We start from the raw sequence: 14258 nt of genomic DNA, 5'->3' as shown, positions 1-14258 counted from the left end.
GTGCTACAACTTCTTCAAGGCCGCCGGATACGGAACCGATTAAACGCGACACGCTCTAGAGCATGTCCCGCAAGACTGTGAACCGGTCATGCGCTGCCCGAAAATGCGGACCCCTGAAGTCAGAGCGCGTGGCATGAACGCGGACGACCGCGGAAGGCTCCAGGCGGCGAACGCACCGCGCGGCGGCGCGGTGCAGGCATAGCGTCATGCCGAAGGCATGTCCGCAAGGTCAGACCAGCCGGACCCGGGCACCGACCGCGACCTGGTCGAACAGCACCGCGATCTGTTCGTTGAACAACCCGATGCACCCGTCCGAGGATGGCCGCCCGATCTTGCGCACGTCATGGGTGCCGTGGATGCGGTAGTATTGCCAACTCAGGTGCAGCGCATGGCTGCCCATCGGGTTGTCGGGCCCCGGCGGCACGACGACGGGCCATTCCGGGTTGCGTTCGCGCATGGACGGGGTCGGGCGCCAGCTCGGCCCTTCGACCTTGCGCACGATCTCCGTGTAGCCAAGCCGCGTCAGGTCGGGCGAAATCGGCACGCTGGTCGGAAAGACCTGCACCGGGCGTCCGTCGCGATGCCAGAAATGCAGCGTCCGTGTGACGGTATCGGCCACCAGCAGGTCGGTGTCACGGCTGTCGAAATGGTCCTGCCAGTCGTGGCGGCGGAACCCGGCAAGGTTGCGCTGCACGCGGGCGGGCGCCTCGGGCGTGTCCTGCGCGCGCAGCACAGTCGCGGACAGGCCGAAGGCGGCGGCACCCGCGATCGCGGCGCGGCGGTTCATGGATAGGGTCATGCAAGGCTCCTGCTCGTGTTCCGTTTTTTGCATACGTGCCTCAAAACGGCGCGGCGCGATAGAGGCGCGGCCTCAACGCTTCGTGAGCGGTGAAATGACCCCGTCAGTCCAGGCAGGCGGGCAAGGGCGCGCCGCGCAGGATTTCCGCCGCCAACATGGGGCGACGGCCTTCGCGCTGCGCCTCCAGCACCTCTACCGCGCCGCTGCCGCAGGCGATGTCAAAGCCGTTCAGCACTTGCCCCGGCTTGCCCGCACCGTCCGCCAGGCGGCTGCGGAGCAGCTTCAGCCGCACGCCATCTGCCATGCACCACGCGCCTGGAAAGGGCGACAGGGCGCGAATCTGCCGGTCCACCTGCGGCGCGGGACGGGTCCAATCGATGCGTGCCTCGGCCTTGTCGATCTTGTCGGCATAGGTGACACCCTCCGCGGGCTGCGGTTCGGGGATGAGCGTGTCGATCCGCGCGAGCGCGTCCACCACCAGCCGTGCGCCCATGGCCGACAGCCGGTCGTGGAGATCCGCCGCCGTATCCTCGGCCCCGATCGCGCAGGTTTCGCGCAGCAGCACCGGCCCGGTGTCCAACCCGGCTTCCATCTGCATGATGCACACGCCGGTTTCCGCATCCCCCGCAAGGATCGCCCGCTGGATCGGCGCCGCCCCCCGCCAGCGCGGCAGGAGCGACGCGTGGATGTTCAGACACCCGCGGCGCGGCGCATCGAGCACGGCCTGCGGCAGGATCAGCCCGTAAGCCACGACCACCGCCGCGTCCGCGTTGAACGCGGCGAATTCCGCCTGCGCATCGGCTCCCTCAAGACTGACCGGATGGCGCACCGGCAAACCCAACGCCTCGGCCCGCGCCTGCACCGGGCTGGGGCGGTCCCGCTTGCCCCGCCCCGCCGGGCGCGGCGGCTGGCAATAGACCGCGGCGATGTCGTGCCCCGCCGCGACCAGCGCATCGAGCACCGGCACGGAGAATTCGGGCGTTCCCATGAAGATCAGGCGCATCGCGTTTCCTTTCTTTCGGACGGTGCATGGACGCCCGTCTCCGACCCGGGTCACTGCCGCCGCATTCGCGGCCTGCGGGCACGGCAGGACCGGCTTCAGCCGGTGCGCGCCAGCTTCGCGGCCTTCTTCAGCAGCATCTCGCGCCGCGTTCGGCTGAGCCGGTCAAGATACATGCGCCCCGCAAGATGGTCGATCTGGTGCTGCACCGACACCGCCCACAGTCCGACGAAGTCACGGTCCTCCGTCTCGCCGTCGGCATTCAGGAACCGCACGGTCACGGCACGGGGCCGGGTTATCCTCGCGAACACACCGGGCAGACAGGGCGACGCCTCGTCGTGCACGCGCGGCTCCACGCTGGCGTGCAGCACCTCGGGATTGGCTATGCGCACCGCCTGCCCGCGGGCCTCGGACGCATCCACCACCGCCAGCCGTCGCATCACCCCGATCTGGCAGGCCGCAAGCCCGACACCCGGCATCGCATCCATCGTGTCGATCATGTCGGCCCAGACCGCGCGCACATGGTCATCCACCGCCGCCACATCGGCACAGGGCATGCGTAGCCGCGGATCGGGCCAGCGCAGGATCGGGCGCACCGCCATTCCGTATCAGGCCCGCGCGCGGTCGCGCTTGAGCTTGACCATCTTTCGGGTGATCAACTGGCGCTTCAATGGGCTGAGATAGTCGATGAACAACTTGCCATCGAGATGGTCGATCTCGTGCTGCACGCAGGTCGCCCACAGCCCCGCGAAATCCGCGCGCCGCTCTGCCCCGTCGCGGTCGATCCAGCGCACCGTCACCTCGGCGGGACGAGTGACATCGGCATACTGGTCTGGGATCGACAGACAGCCTTCCTCATAGGTGCTGGTCGTGTCCGAGGCCGCGACGATCTCGGGGTTGAAGAGCACCATGGGCCGCGGGTCGGCGCCTTCCTCCTTGACGCAATCCATCACGATCAGCCGCGTGCCAACGCCCACCTGCGGCGCCGCAAGCCCAATCCCCGGCGCATCATACATCGTCTCCAGCATGTCGTCGGCCAGCGCGCGCAAGTCGTCGCTCAGGTCCGGCACGGGCGCGGCAACCTTCTTCAGGCGCGGGTCGGGATGGATCAGGATCGGTTTCACGCTCATGCCGTGCGATTTAGGCGATGCGTCGAACGGGTGCAATCGCGGCTTGCGCCCGTCTGTGCTGCGGCTAGTTTGCCGCCACACGCGACAGGAGCCAGCCATGACCGTCCATGCCCCGTTCGACCCCCGTTTCGACACGCCGATCGACCGGCGGGGCACCCATTGCGAGAAATGGGACGAGATGGAAGCGATCTTCGGTGTTTCGCCCGAGGACGGCCTGCCGATGTGGGTGGCGGACACCGACTTCCGCCCGCCGCAAGTGGTGCAGGATGCCGTGCGGCGGATCGCCGAGGTCGGCATCTACGGTTACGCCGGGGACCAGACCCCGTGCCGCGATGCGATCATCTGGTGGATGCGGAACCGCCATGGCTGGGCTGTGGACCGCCGCGAGATCCTGTTCACCCACGGGCTGGTCAACGGGGCGGGTCATGTCATCGACGCGCTGACGGCTCCCGGCGATGCTGTGATCCTGTTCACGCCGGTTTACCACGCCTTCGCGGCGATCATCAAAGCGGCCGGGCGACAGGTCACGGAACTGCCGATGGTGCTCGAGGACGGACGCTACAGTCTTGACTTCGATGCCTACGCGGCCCGGCTGACGGGGCGCGAGAAACTGGTGATGTTCAGTTCGCCCCACAATCCCGGTGGCCGCGTCTGGACACAGTCCGAGCTGGAGCAGCTAGCCGCGTTCTGCAGGCGCCACGACCTTATCCTCGCCTCGGACGAGATCCACCACGATCTGATCTATCCGGGCGAGACGCATATCCCCATGGCGCGCGCCGTGCCCGATATCGCCGACCGCCTGGTGATGATGGTATCCGCCTCAAAGACCTTCAACATTGCCGGTGCCAAGGTCGGCAGCCTGATCGTGCAGGGCTACCCGCTGCGCCGGCGCGTGCTGGACCGGCTGAAGCCATTCGGGCTCTCGCGCAATTATTTCGGCATGATCATGACCGAAGCCGCCTACAGCCCCGAAGGTGCGGCATGGGTTGACGATCTCATGGTCTATCTGGACGGAAACAGGGCGCTGTTCGACGCGGGGCTGGCCGAAATCCCCGGTGTCGTGTCGATACCGCTGCAGTCGACCTTCCTGTCATGGGTGGATTTCACGCGTACCGGGCTGACGCAGGCCGAGGTGGAGGACCGCATCACCCGTGGCGCGCGCATCGCCGCCAGTTCGGGCCCCAGCTTCGGCACGGGCGGCGAAGGGTTCATACGCTTCAATATCGGACTGCCGCGCGCGCAGATCGCAGAGGCGGTGGCGCGGCTGCAAGACGCCTTTTCCGACCTGCAATAGGAGGGACTTCGGATGATCCGCACAACCCTGATCGGCGGCGCGATCTTCCTGATCCCGGTCGTCTTCCTGATCTATATCCTCGCCAAGGCCTTCGAGATGTCGAGCAAGGTGGCCGAGGTGATCGCCCGCGCCGCCCCCCTTGACGGGGCCGCCGGCGTCTTGCTTGCGGACGTGCTCGCGGTGCTGCTGATCTTCGGGGTCTGCTACGCGGCGGGGCTTGCCGCACGGCGGGCATTCTTCGCGCGCCACGTACAGCGGATCGAAAACGTGCTGGTGGAGTTCTTCCCCGGTTTCACCATCGCCAAGAGCATGGCAAGTGGCATCGCCGGTGTCGAGGAACCCGGAAAGCTGCTGAAATCGGTGCTGGTGGCCTTCGACGACTACGAGGCCATTGGATTCGAGGTCGAACGCACGGACACGCGGGTCATGGTCTTTCTGCCCGGCGCCCCGGCGGCGTGGTCTGGCCAGTCCGTGGCCGTCGCGCCCGATCGCGTGACGGACCTGAACCTGCCGGTCCACCAGGTCACCAAACTCATGCGGACGCTTGGTCGGGGGACGATCGCGGCCTTGCACCAAGCAGAGCATGCCGCACGCCAAGACAGCAGCACACCCGCGACCAGCGCCTAGTCCACGGACATGCGCACCTTCGGGCGCAGGACATGGGGCTGCGCCGGATCATAAAGTGCGCTGTCGCGGAAATCGCGCACCTCGCCCAGCACGGGGCCGACCATGATGAGCGCCGTGCGCGTGATCTTGGCCGCGCGGACCTTTTCGCGGATGTCGGACAGCGTGCCGCGGATGAACATCTGGTCCGGCCAGCCGACGCGGTAGGCAACCACCACGGCGCAATCCGCGCCGTAGTGGGGCACGAGCACGCGTTCGATTTCGCGCAGGGCCCGCACGCCGAGATGGATCGCCAGCGTCGTGCGGCTGCGGGCGAAGTTCTCCAGTGTCTCGTGCTCGGGCATCGACGTGGATTTCATGGATACCCGCGTCAGCACGATGGACTGCGCGACCTCGGGCACCGTCAGTTCCTGCCCCAGCGCGGCGGCCGCGGCGGCATAGGCTGGCACGCCGGGCACGATGTCATAGGGGATGCCGTCCGCCCGCAGCCGCCGGATCTGTTCCGCGATGGCCCCGTAGAGCGACGGATCGCCGGAATGGACCCGCGCCACGTCCTGCCCCGCCGCATGGGCGGCCACGATCTCGGCATGGGTTTCGTCCAGCGTCATGGACGCCGTGTCCAGCACCCGCGCCCCTTCCGGCGCTTCGGCCACGACCTCCGGCGGGACGAGCGACCCGGCATAAAGGCAAACGGGGCAGGCCCGGATCAGGCGCTGTGCCTTGAGTGTCAGCAATTCGGGGTCGCCCGGACCCGCGCCGATGAAATGCACGGTCACGGGATCAGACCGCCAGCTTGCGGGCTTCGTCGATGTAGATCTCGCGCAGGCGCCTTGCGACAGGACCCGGTGTGCCGTCGCCAAGCTGTACGCCATCGACCTCGATCACCGGCGTCACGAAGGTCGTGGCAGATGTGATGAATGCCTCCTGCGCGGCCTGCGCCTCGGCCATGGTGAAGGGGCGTTCTTCCACCTTCATCTGCGCCTCGCGGGCGAAACGCAGCACCGATGCGCGCGTGATCCCGTGCAGGATCTCGTTGCCCAACTGCCGGGTGACGATGGTGCCGTCCTGGGTCACGATATAGGCATTGTTCGACGTGCCCTCGGTCACGAACCCGTCCTCCACCATCCAGGCGTCATCGACCCCCGCCGCCTTGGCCATCATCTTGCCCATGGACGGATAGAGAAGCTGAACCGTCTTGATGTCGCGCCGTCCCCAGCGCAGATCGTCGATGGCGATGACGCGCAGGCCCTTCGCCGCCTTCGGCGATTTCGACAGGTTCATCGCCATGGTGAACAGCACCAGCGTCGGCTTCGGGTCTTCGGGATACAGGAAATCCCGCTCCGCCGGGCCGCGGGTGATCTGAAGGTAGACGCCGCCCTCGGTCAGCTTGTTGCGCTTCACAAGTTCGCGGTGGATTTCCAGCAGCGCGTCCATCCCGTCGGGTTCGGGCATGTCGAGTTCGCGCAGGGACCGCTCCAGCCGGGTCAGGTGCCCGTCATAATCCACCAGCTTGCCGTCGAGCACCGATGTCACCTCGTAGACGCCATCCGCCATCAGGAAGCCGCGGTCGAAGATCGACACCTTCGCCTCTTCCTCGGGGATGAAGTCTCCGTTCACGTAAACGATGCGGCCCATGGGATTCTCCTGAATCGAACAGTGTCGGGCGTAGCGCGCCGGGACGGGCAGGTCCATGGGTGGATTGCCGCGGACGCGACGGCCCCGAAAGACGTGCGCAGCGCCCCTCCGGTCAGCCCGACTATACGATCGTATCGCGTTAACCATGCTTCGGCAGGTCGTTAACCATCCTTTGCACCTGCGACACGCGCCGCCGGGAGGCGCATATTCCTGGCAGATCACGCAAATGCAGGACCCAAGCCGATGACCCTTTCGATCAAGACCCTCGCCGCATCCGCAGCCCTCGCCCTAGCGGCCCTGTCGGGGGCCGCGCAAGCCGCAAGCCTCGTGACGTTCGGCAATCCCTGGGGCCAGAAGACCGGCACCATCGACGCCTCGATGAACGCGGCCTTAGGCGCAGGCACCTGGAACGACATCATGTCGCCGGCAGATGCGGCCACGGTGACCGGGGACAGTTTCCTCTACTTCGAAGGCGGCGACGGCACGACCAATGCGATGGAGTCGTTTCTGGACGCCAATGGCGCGGCACTCCTCGACTTCCTGACGGGCGGGGGGCACATCTTCATCAACGCCGCCCCGAACGTGGGCAACGGGTTCAGCTTCGGCGGTCTGACGCTGAACTACGGCGACGGTTACTGCGGCAGCGGGTGCAATGCCGTGGACCCGGCACACCCGATCTTCGCCGGGGCCGGAACGTCCTTCGGCGGCAGTTCGTTCTCGCACGGCACGGTCAGCGGCGGCACCGCGCTGATCACGGACAGCCGTTCCGGCAAGGCGCTTCTGGCCGAGCTTTCGGTGGGCGAAGGCATGCTGTTCATGGGCTCGATGACCACGACGAATTTCCACCGGGGCGGCGATCCGCGCGCACTGCGGGCAAACATCCTGACCTATGCCGCCGATGGGGCTGCGCTCGCACAGACGCCGCAGGTCCCGCTGCCGGCCGCGCTGCCTCTGCTTGCCGCCGGTCTGGGTGGGCTGACACTGGTCCGGGCACGCCGCAAGGCTGCCTGACCGCCCGAGGTTCCTTTCCGAGTGCCAGGTTCCCGAGTGTGTGTTCGTTCCCGAGTGTGAGGTTGGCGTTAGGAACGCGCGCGGGTCATCCCGCGCGCGTTCTGCGGTGCCCGGAAGCTGCGCGGGCCGATGGTGCCCCGCGCGGGCCCAACATCGTCACCAATCGTTCACGCCGATCTGGCGCCCGTCCACCAGCACCGCCACGGACGTATCGTCGATGCGGACCCAGTCCTCGCAAACATCCTCGCCTTCGCTGATCCTATTGCCGCTTGCATCGACGACGTCCCAGACACGGCAGAACTGGCCGTTGCGGATTTCCCACGGGCCGCGCAAGCGTGTCCGCTCCCCTTCGGCATTGTCGAAATAGCCGGCGCCGGTACCCTCCGCGGTCAACTCGAACTGGCCGGAGAACCCGGAACCGGGGGTGCCGATCGCCATGGACAGACCGTCCGCCGTCAGCGCCTCCAGTTCAGATTGCGTCAGCGCCCCTGCCGGCGCGCCCGTGTCGGCGCAGCCCGCAACGAGACATGCCAGCGCGGCGAGCGGGATGAATGTTGTGCGTTTCATCGAGCCTCCTCAAATCTTTCCGGCAGGGTAGCAGCCTCGCTCCCTTACGCAACGTTTCGCCGGCCCTTGCCCACAGGATGTGCGAAAATCCAGGGGATGCACATGGACGACGCCATTCGCGCCGCGCGCAGGGTTCCGTTCACACGAACCGGTTCGGTCAAGCATCAAGGGGATCGGAGGACCGCGGAGTGGCGAGGGGTCCTGCATGGCGTGCCTCGTCGGCGCTCCGCGCGTTCGGCGCTGGAAATGTCCACAGGACCTTTCGCTGGACGCGCCTCACCCCCAAAGTTCACGGTCGGGGGGGTGGACACCGCGTTCGTCGTAGCGGAGCGGATGGGCGCGGTCTTCGGCCAGCAGCAGCGGGCCATCGAGATCGGTGACCAGCGCGCCCTGCGCCACCAGAACCGCCGGAGCCATCGCCAGCGACGAGCCGACCATGCACCCGACCATCACCTCGAGTCCGGCCGCGCGGGCGGCATCGCGCAGCGCAAGCGCCTCGGTCAGGCCGCCGGTCTTGTCGAGCTTGATGTTGACCACGTCGTACTTGCCGCGCAGCCCCGCCAGCGATCCCCTGTCGTGGCAGGACTCGTCCGCACAGACCGGCACGGGGCGGTCCAGCCCCGCCAGCGCATCGTCGTCATCCGCGGGCAGGGGCTGTTCCACCAGCGCCACGCCGAGCCGCACGAGATGCGGCGCAAGATCGGCATAGACAGCCGCATCCCAGCCCTCGTTCGCGTCCACGATGATCCGCGATCTCGGGGCGCCCGCGCGCACGGCCTCCAGCCTTGGCATGTCGTCAGGCGTGCCCAGCTTGATCTTCAGGATCGGGCGATGGCGATGGCGTTCCGCCGCGCGGCGCATCTCGGCCGGCGTATCGAGCGACAGGGTGAATGCCGTGATTTCCGGCCCCGGTTCCGGCAGACCGGCGAGTTCCCACACCCGGACACCTGCGCGCCGCGCTTCCAGATCCCACAAGGCGCAATCGACGGCATTGCGCGCGGCGCCCGGCGGCAGCGCCTCCTGCAACGCCGCTCGCGTGATCCCGTCGGGCAGGCCCTTGATCTGCGCCTTCACCGATCCGCGCGTCTCGCCGTAGCGTGCATAGGGCACGCATTCGCCGTAGCCGCGCAGGTGGCCGTCCTCGGCCCGGACGGTCACGACCTCGGCCGCCGTCTTGGTCCCGCGGGAAATCGTGAAGGCCTCGGCCAGTTGGAAATCGTCATAGCTTACATGCAGATGCATCGCGTCACACCGCCGCCAGCGCATCGACCAGCCGCGCCGCGCCCTGCCGGAAAGGGTCGACCGTCGGCAGGCCCATGCGCGCCTCAACCGCCGCGAGGTGATCCAGCGCCGCGGCCTCGTCCATGTGCTGGGTGTTCACCGACACGCCCACCACCTGACAGGCCGGGTTCGCCACCTGCGCCAGCGCCAGCGCCGTGTCGCGCAACACCTCCAGCGACGGGGCGGTATAGTCCGGCAGGCCGCGCATGTGCGGGCGGGTCGGTTCGTCGCACAGGATCAGCGCATCGGGCTGCCCGCCATGGATCAGCGCCAGCGTGACCCCGGAATAGGACACGTGGAACAGGCTGCCCTGCCCTTCGATCAGGTCCCAGTGGTCAGGATCGTTGTCCGGCGACAGCCATTCGATGGACCCGGCCATGAAATCCGCGATCACGGCGTCGAGCGGCACGCCCTCCCCGGTGATGAGGATGCCGGTCTGGCCCGTGGCGCGGAAGGTGGCGGGCATCGCGCGCTTGCGCATCTCCGCCTCCATCGCCAATGCGGTATACATCTTGCCGACCGAACAGTCCGTGCCCACCGCAAGGCAACGCTTGCCCGTCCGCTTCACCCCGTCGGCGATGGGATACTTCACCGCCGGCAGGCGCACGTCATGCAGCGCGCGGCCTGCACGGTCGGCGGCGGCCACGAGGTCGGGATCGTCACGCAGGAGCGTGTGCAGCCCCGACGCGATGTCGAACCCCGCGGCCAGCGCATCGGCCAGCACGTCCTTCCACGCCGGCGAGAACACGCCGCCCCGGTTCGCAACCCCGATCACAAGCGTCTCGGCCCCCTCAGCGCGCGCCTGTTCCAGCGTCATGTCGGGCAACCCGAGATCGGCCTTGCAGCCCGGCAGCCGCAACTGGCCCACACAATGTTCAGGCCGCCAGTCGCGGATGCCCTGGGCCACCTTGGCCGCAAGACCATCCGGCGCGTCGCCGAGAAACAGCAGGTACGGAGTTCGGATCATGGGCTTTCTCCAGTAAAGACAGGTTTTGCCCAAGGCTTGCAGCTTTGCGCGGGAATGCCCAGCCCCCGGACCACGGCTTGTGCCGCGCCCGCGATGCTGCGCCGCAACAAAAGGATGCTTGCGCAGCATTGCGCAACAATATAATCAGCTGGCAATAAATGACGCAACTTTGAGACCGAAAGGCGCCCCGATGAGCTTCCGTATCCAGCCACAACCCGTGACCCGGCCCAACCGCTGCCAGTTGTTCGGACCGGGATCGAACACGAAGCTATTCGCCAAGATGGCCGCCAGTGCGGCGGACGTGGTCAATCTGGATCTCGAAGACTCGGTGGCGCCGTCGGACAAGACCGCAGCCCGCGCCAACGTGATCGAGGCCATCCGGACGGTGGACTGGGGAACAAAGACGGTCAGCGTGCGGATCAACGGGCTGGATACGCCCTACTGGTACCGCGACGTGGTGGACATCGTGGAACAGGCAGGCGACCGGCTTGACCTCATCATGATCCCCAAGGTGGGCTGCGCCGAGGATGTCTATGCCGTGGACGCGCTGGTGACGGGCATCGAACGCGCGGTCGGGCGCAGGAAGCCGCTGGGACTGGAGGTCATCATCGAAAGTGCCGCGGGCATCGCGCATGTCGAGGCGATCGCGGCATCCTCGCCCCGCCTGCAGGCCATGAGCCTTGGTGCGGCGGATTTCGCGGCATCCATGGGGATGCAGACCACGGGGATCGGCGGCACGCAGGACAACTACTACATGTTGCAGAGCGGCCAGAAATACTGGGCAGATCCATGGCATTGGGCGCAGGCGGCCATCGTCGCGGCGTGCCGCACGCACGGGGTGTTGCCGGTGGATGGGCCGTTTGGGGATTTCTCGGACGCCGAGGGGTTTCGTGCGCAGGCACTCCGGTCGGCGACACTGGGCATGGTCGGCAAATGGGCGATCCATCCGAGCCAGATCGCGCTTGCCAACGAGATCTTCACGCCGACAGCGGACGCCATCACCGAAGCGCGCGAGATCCTTGCCGCTATGGAAGAAGCCACGAAAAACGGCGCCGGGGCAACGGTTTACAAGGGGCGCCTGGTCGATATCGCGTCGATCAAGCAGGCCGAGGTGATCGTGAAGCAGGCCGAGATGATCGCCGCGCAGTAATCCCGCGGACCCTTTCGGCGCGGCAAGACGGGCGGTCCATCGGGCCGCCCGTTCGCCTGTGGGGCGGTGCGCCGAACGGCGCCGCAGGGATATGAATCGCGTATGACTCGTGTATGACTCCCATGCACATCGGCGCGGCGCGCAGGCCGGTCACGGGCGGGCCATGGGAGCGGCCGCTTCCCGTGCCGGATGCCCCATGCGTTCCACCTTCGTTGCGTATGCGTTCTATAGGAGTTCCACAGGAATCCTGTAGGTGTCCTGCACAAGGCAATCCCGCTTGCGTACCAATCGCGCCGATCTACCTTTTTGCGCGGGGATCAGACCCCGACATGAAAGGGAGGACCGCCATGACTTGCCTGTTCCGCCGACCCGCCGCCGCCATTCTGACAGCCCTGCTCACCCTGCCGACGCTGGCACTTGCCCAGCCGGTGCCCGCGCCGGAGGGGGCGGAGGTCTATTTCATCTCGCCCGCCGACGGCGCGACGGTCGCAAACCCGGTCACGATCCGTTTCGGTCTGCGCGGCATGGGCATCGCCCCCGCCGGTGCCGACTGGGACAATACCGGGCATCACCACCTTCTGGTCAATATCGAGCCGTCCGAGATCGCGATGGACGAAAGCCTGCCAGCCACGGACCAGATCCGGCATTTCGGCGGCGGCCAGACCGAGGCGACGCTGGAGTTGTCCGCGGGCACCCATACGCTGCGGCTGCTGCTGGGCGACTACAGCCACACGCCGCACGACCCGCCCGTCATGTCGGACCCGATCACCGTCACGGTGGAGTAGCCCCCGCCTGCGCAACCGGGCGCCCTGCCGAGATTGCATCGGCCGGGCGCAGGGTCCATATACGCCCGGACGCAACGGCCGGGACCGCCCATGACCCATTACCTCGACTTCGAGAAACCCCTTGCCGAAATCGAAGGCAAGGCCGAGGAACTGCGCGCCATGGCGCGCGCGAACCCGGAAATGGATATCGAATCCGAGGCGGCGGCGCTGGACCGCAAGGCCGCGGACATGCTGCGGGATCTCTACAAGAAGCTGACGCCATGGCGGAAATGCCAGGTGGCGCGGCACCCGGACCGCCCCAACGGCAAGGATTACATCGCGGCCCTGTTCAGCGAATACACCCCGCTGGCGGGCGACCGGAATTTCGCCGACGACCACGCCGTGATGGGCGGGATCGCGCGGTTCGAGGACCGGCCGGTGGTGGTCATCGCCCATGAGAAGGGTCACGACACGGCCACGCGGCTGCGGCACAATTTCGGCATGGCCCGGCCCGAGGGCTATCGCAAGGCCGTGCGGCTGATGGAACTGGCCGACCGGTTCGGGATGCCCGTCGTGACGCTGGTGGACACGCCCGGCGCCTATCCCGGCAAGGGCGCGGAGGAACGCGGACAGGCCGAGGCCATCGCCCGGTCCACCGATGCCTGCCTGCGGATCGGCGTGCCCATTGTGTCGGTCATCATCGGCGAGGGCGGATCGGGCGGGGCGGTCGCCTTTGCCACCGCCAACCGCATGGCGATGCTGGAACATTCTGTCTATTCGGTGATCTCGCCCGAGGGTTGCGCCAGCATCCTGTGGAAGAACGCCGACAAGATGCGCGAGGCCGCCGAGGCGCTGCGGCTGACGGCGCAGGACCTGAAACAGCTTGGCGTCGCGGACACGATCATCCCCGAGCCGCTGGGCGGCGCGCAGCGCGACCGGACGGGCACGATCGAGCGCGTGGGCACCGAGATCGGCAAGATGCTGAAGGGGCTGTCCGGCATGGACCGGGACGCGCTGATCGCCGCGCGCCGGAAGAAATACCTCGGCATGGGCAAGACGGCGCTGGCTGGTTAATCCCTGCGAGCGTCGGCCCGGTGGCTCGAGGCCACGGCGCGGGGGCCGGGGCACGGCGGCGCGGGGCGACGGGTCAGAAGCGGAACGCGACGGTCAGTTTCAGATAGGGGTAGAATGCGGGTGCGTCGTCTTCCCGCTTGCGGGTTTCCGCGTCGATATCGCCCTGCGCCACCTGCCCCGCGCGGTCGCGGATCGCCACGTCGGCCCCGCCCGTGTAGAGCGCGCCGAGATCGGCGGAGACAATCCAGCCCGGACCGATACCTGCATCGTAGCCGAGGGCCAGCGCCGGCATGACGCTGTTCCGCGCCGTGGCGCCCACGGCAAGATCGACGCCGGTATAGGCGGTGTTGCCCACCGTCCCGTCGCCGCGCGCGCCGCCGTCGGCATCGATGCTGCCGACGAACGCCCCGCCGGACAGGCGAAAGCCGCCCCGCGCCGGATAGTAGTCGCCCAGCAGCCCGACCCCGCCGCCTGCAAGATCGAGGTCATAGGCGATGCCGTCGTCGGTATCGGTATAGCTGCCCCTGAGATAGGCCGCCGGCACGCGCATCCCGAAGGTATCGGACATGCGGTAGGCCGCTTCCAGCGTCGCGCCGAGCGTGCTGACCCCGACCCCGAGACTGAGCCCGCCGGTATCGGCAAGCGCCGCCCCGGCGAGCCCCGCACCCCATGCGGCCAGGGCGGCCGTGGCGGCGTGCCGGGACCGCGTGCGGCGGGGAAGCGCGGGACGTTGCATCGCGGTCTCCATCGGCGGAAACTTGCCCATGGGTGGCACGGGTCCGCCGCCCGTGCAGGACATGCCGCAGGGTCGCAGCAAATCCTTGCGCTTTCGTTAGCCCTGATCGGGGGCGGCCTGTCCTGCCGCGATGCCGCGGTATCGGTCCGGTTATGCCGTGCGGGCTAGGCCGTGTCTGCATTCATCTGAGCCAGTCGAGGGCGGAGACGAGGAAGACGAAGCCCAT

16 protein-coding genes are annotated in these 14258 nt (G+C 67.5%); 6 read left to right on the top strand and 10 right to left on the bottom strand.

Annotated features, from left to right (window positions below; translation table 11 throughout):
* Nucleotides 1-229 precede the first annotated feature (229 nt).
* The 4 genes from DDE13_RS19995 to def (DDE13_RS19980) all read right to left on the bottom strand — a co-directional run bounded on the left by DDE13_RS19995 (nt 230) and on the right by def (DDE13_RS19980) (nt 2929).
* On the bottom strand, nt 230-799 hold the full coding sequence (locus DDE13_RS19995; RefSeq protein ID WP_111405995.1) for a L,D-transpeptidase: 570 nt from the start codon (nt 797-799) through the stop codon (nt 230-232).
* A 103-nt stretch (nt 800-902) separates the two neighbouring features.
* Nucleotides 903-1802: a methionyl-tRNA formyltransferase gene (fmt, locus tag DDE13_RS19990; protein WP_111405994.1), complete on the bottom strand. Its 900-nt coding sequence runs from the start codon at nt 1800-1802 to the stop codon at nt 903-905.
* Between the two features lie 95 nt (nt 1803-1897).
* Nucleotides 1898-2401, bottom strand: coding sequence for a peptide deformylase (gene def / locus DDE13_RS19985; protein WP_111405993.1), 504 nt, complete (start codon nt 2399-2401; stop codon nt 1898-1900).
* A gap of 6 nt (nt 2402-2407) precedes the next feature.
* Nucleotides 2408-2929: a peptide deformylase gene (def, locus tag DDE13_RS19980; protein WP_111405992.1), complete on the bottom strand. Its 522-nt coding sequence runs from the start codon at nt 2927-2929 to the stop codon at nt 2408-2410.
* Nucleotides 2930-3026: 97 nt separating this feature from the next.
* Between def (DDE13_RS19980) and DDE13_RS19975 the strand changes: the two genes are divergently transcribed.
* Nucleotides 3027-4223, top strand: coding sequence for a MalY/PatB family protein (locus DDE13_RS19975; RefSeq protein WP_111405991.1), 1197 nt, complete (start codon nt 3027-3029; stop codon nt 4221-4223).
* A 12-nt stretch (nt 4224-4235) separates the two neighbouring features.
* Nucleotides 4236-4850: a hypothetical protein gene (locus DDE13_RS19970; RefSeq protein ID WP_111405990.1), complete on the top strand. Its 615-nt coding sequence runs from the start codon at nt 4236-4238 to the stop codon at nt 4848-4850.
* Here DDE13_RS19970 and cobM read toward each other — a convergent pair.
* Together cobM and DDE13_RS19960 are read right to left on the bottom strand one after the other, a co-directional pair.
* Entirely contained in the window at nt 4847-5623 is a 777-nt protein-coding gene (gene cobM / locus DDE13_RS19965; protein ID WP_111405989.1) for a precorrin-4 C(11)-methyltransferase, read from the bottom strand. The two genes, DDE13_RS19970 and cobM, sit on opposite strands and share 4 nt — an antisense overlap.
* A gap of 4 nt (nt 5624-5627) precedes the next feature.
* Nucleotides 5628-6482 carry a D-amino-acid transaminase gene (locus DDE13_RS19960; RefSeq protein WP_111405988.1) on the bottom strand — a complete coding sequence of 285 codons (855 nt, stop codon included), beginning with the start codon at nt 6480-6482 and terminating at the stop codon, nt 5628-5630.
* A 243-nt stretch (nt 6483-6725) separates the two neighbouring features.
* Between DDE13_RS19960 and DDE13_RS19955 the strand changes: the two genes are divergently transcribed.
* A complete protein-coding gene (locus DDE13_RS19955) occupies nt 6726-7493 on the top strand; it encodes a VPLPA-CTERM sorting domain-containing protein (RefSeq protein WP_111405987.1) in 768 nt (255 codons plus the stop codon).
* 156 nt (nt 7494-7649) lie between these two features.
* On the opposite strand, the gene DDE13_RS19950 is transcribed toward DDE13_RS19955, so the two are convergent.
* The 3 genes from DDE13_RS19950 to dgcN all read right to left on the bottom strand — a co-directional run bounded on the left by DDE13_RS19950 (nt 7650) and on the right by dgcN (nt 10308).
* Nucleotides 7650-8060: a hypothetical protein gene (locus DDE13_RS19950; RefSeq protein ID WP_111405986.1), complete on the bottom strand. Its 411-nt coding sequence runs from the start codon at nt 8058-8060 to the stop codon at nt 7650-7652.
* A 276-nt stretch (nt 8061-8336) separates the two neighbouring features.
* Entirely contained in the window at nt 8337-9302 is a 966-nt protein-coding gene (dgcA, locus tag DDE13_RS19945; RefSeq protein WP_111405996.1) for an N-acetyl-D-Glu racemase DgcA, read from the bottom strand.
* Between the two features lie 4 nt (nt 9303-9306).
* Nucleotides 9307-10308, bottom strand: a complete 1002-nt coding sequence (gene dgcN / locus DDE13_RS19940) for an N-acetyltransferase DgcN (RefSeq protein ID WP_111405985.1) — start codon at nt 10306-10308, stop codon at nt 9307-9309.
* A gap of 190 nt (nt 10309-10498) precedes the next feature.
* Between dgcN and DDE13_RS19935 the strand changes: the two genes are divergently transcribed.
* The 3 genes from DDE13_RS19935 to DDE13_RS19925 all read left to right on the top strand — a co-directional run bounded on the left by DDE13_RS19935 (nt 10499) and on the right by DDE13_RS19925 (nt 13296).
* Entirely contained in the window at nt 10499-11458 is a 960-nt protein-coding gene (locus DDE13_RS19935) for an L-malyl-CoA/beta-methylmalyl-CoA lyase (RefSeq protein ID WP_111405984.1), read from the top strand.
* A 347-nt stretch (nt 11459-11805) separates the two neighbouring features.
* Complete coding sequence (locus DDE13_RS19930; RefSeq protein ID WP_111405983.1) at nt 11806-12243, top strand: DUF4399 domain-containing protein; 438 nt, start codon at nt 11806-11808, stop codon at nt 12241-12243.
* 90 nt (nt 12244-12333) lie between these two features.
* Nucleotides 12334-13296 carry an acetyl-CoA carboxylase carboxyltransferase subunit alpha gene (locus DDE13_RS19925; RefSeq protein ID WP_111405982.1) on the top strand — a complete coding sequence of 321 codons (963 nt, stop codon included), beginning with the start codon at nt 12334-12336 and terminating at the stop codon, nt 13294-13296.
* Nucleotides 13297-13369: 73 nt separating this feature from the next.
* On the opposite strand, the gene DDE13_RS19920 is transcribed toward DDE13_RS19925, so the two are convergent.
* A complete protein-coding gene (locus DDE13_RS19920) occupies nt 13370-14032 on the bottom strand; it encodes a hypothetical protein (RefSeq protein ID WP_162631122.1) in 663 nt (220 codons plus the stop codon).
* Between the last annotated feature and the right edge of the window lie 226 nt (nt 14033-14258).

Source organism: Meridianimarinicoccus zhengii, assembly GCF_003254465.1.
In the GTDB taxonomy this organism is placed as follows: Bacteria; Pseudomonadota; Alphaproteobacteria; order Rhodobacterales; family Rhodobacteraceae; genus Meridianimarinicoccus; species Meridianimarinicoccus zhengii.
This window is presented reverse-complemented; position numbering and strand designations above follow the sequence as displayed.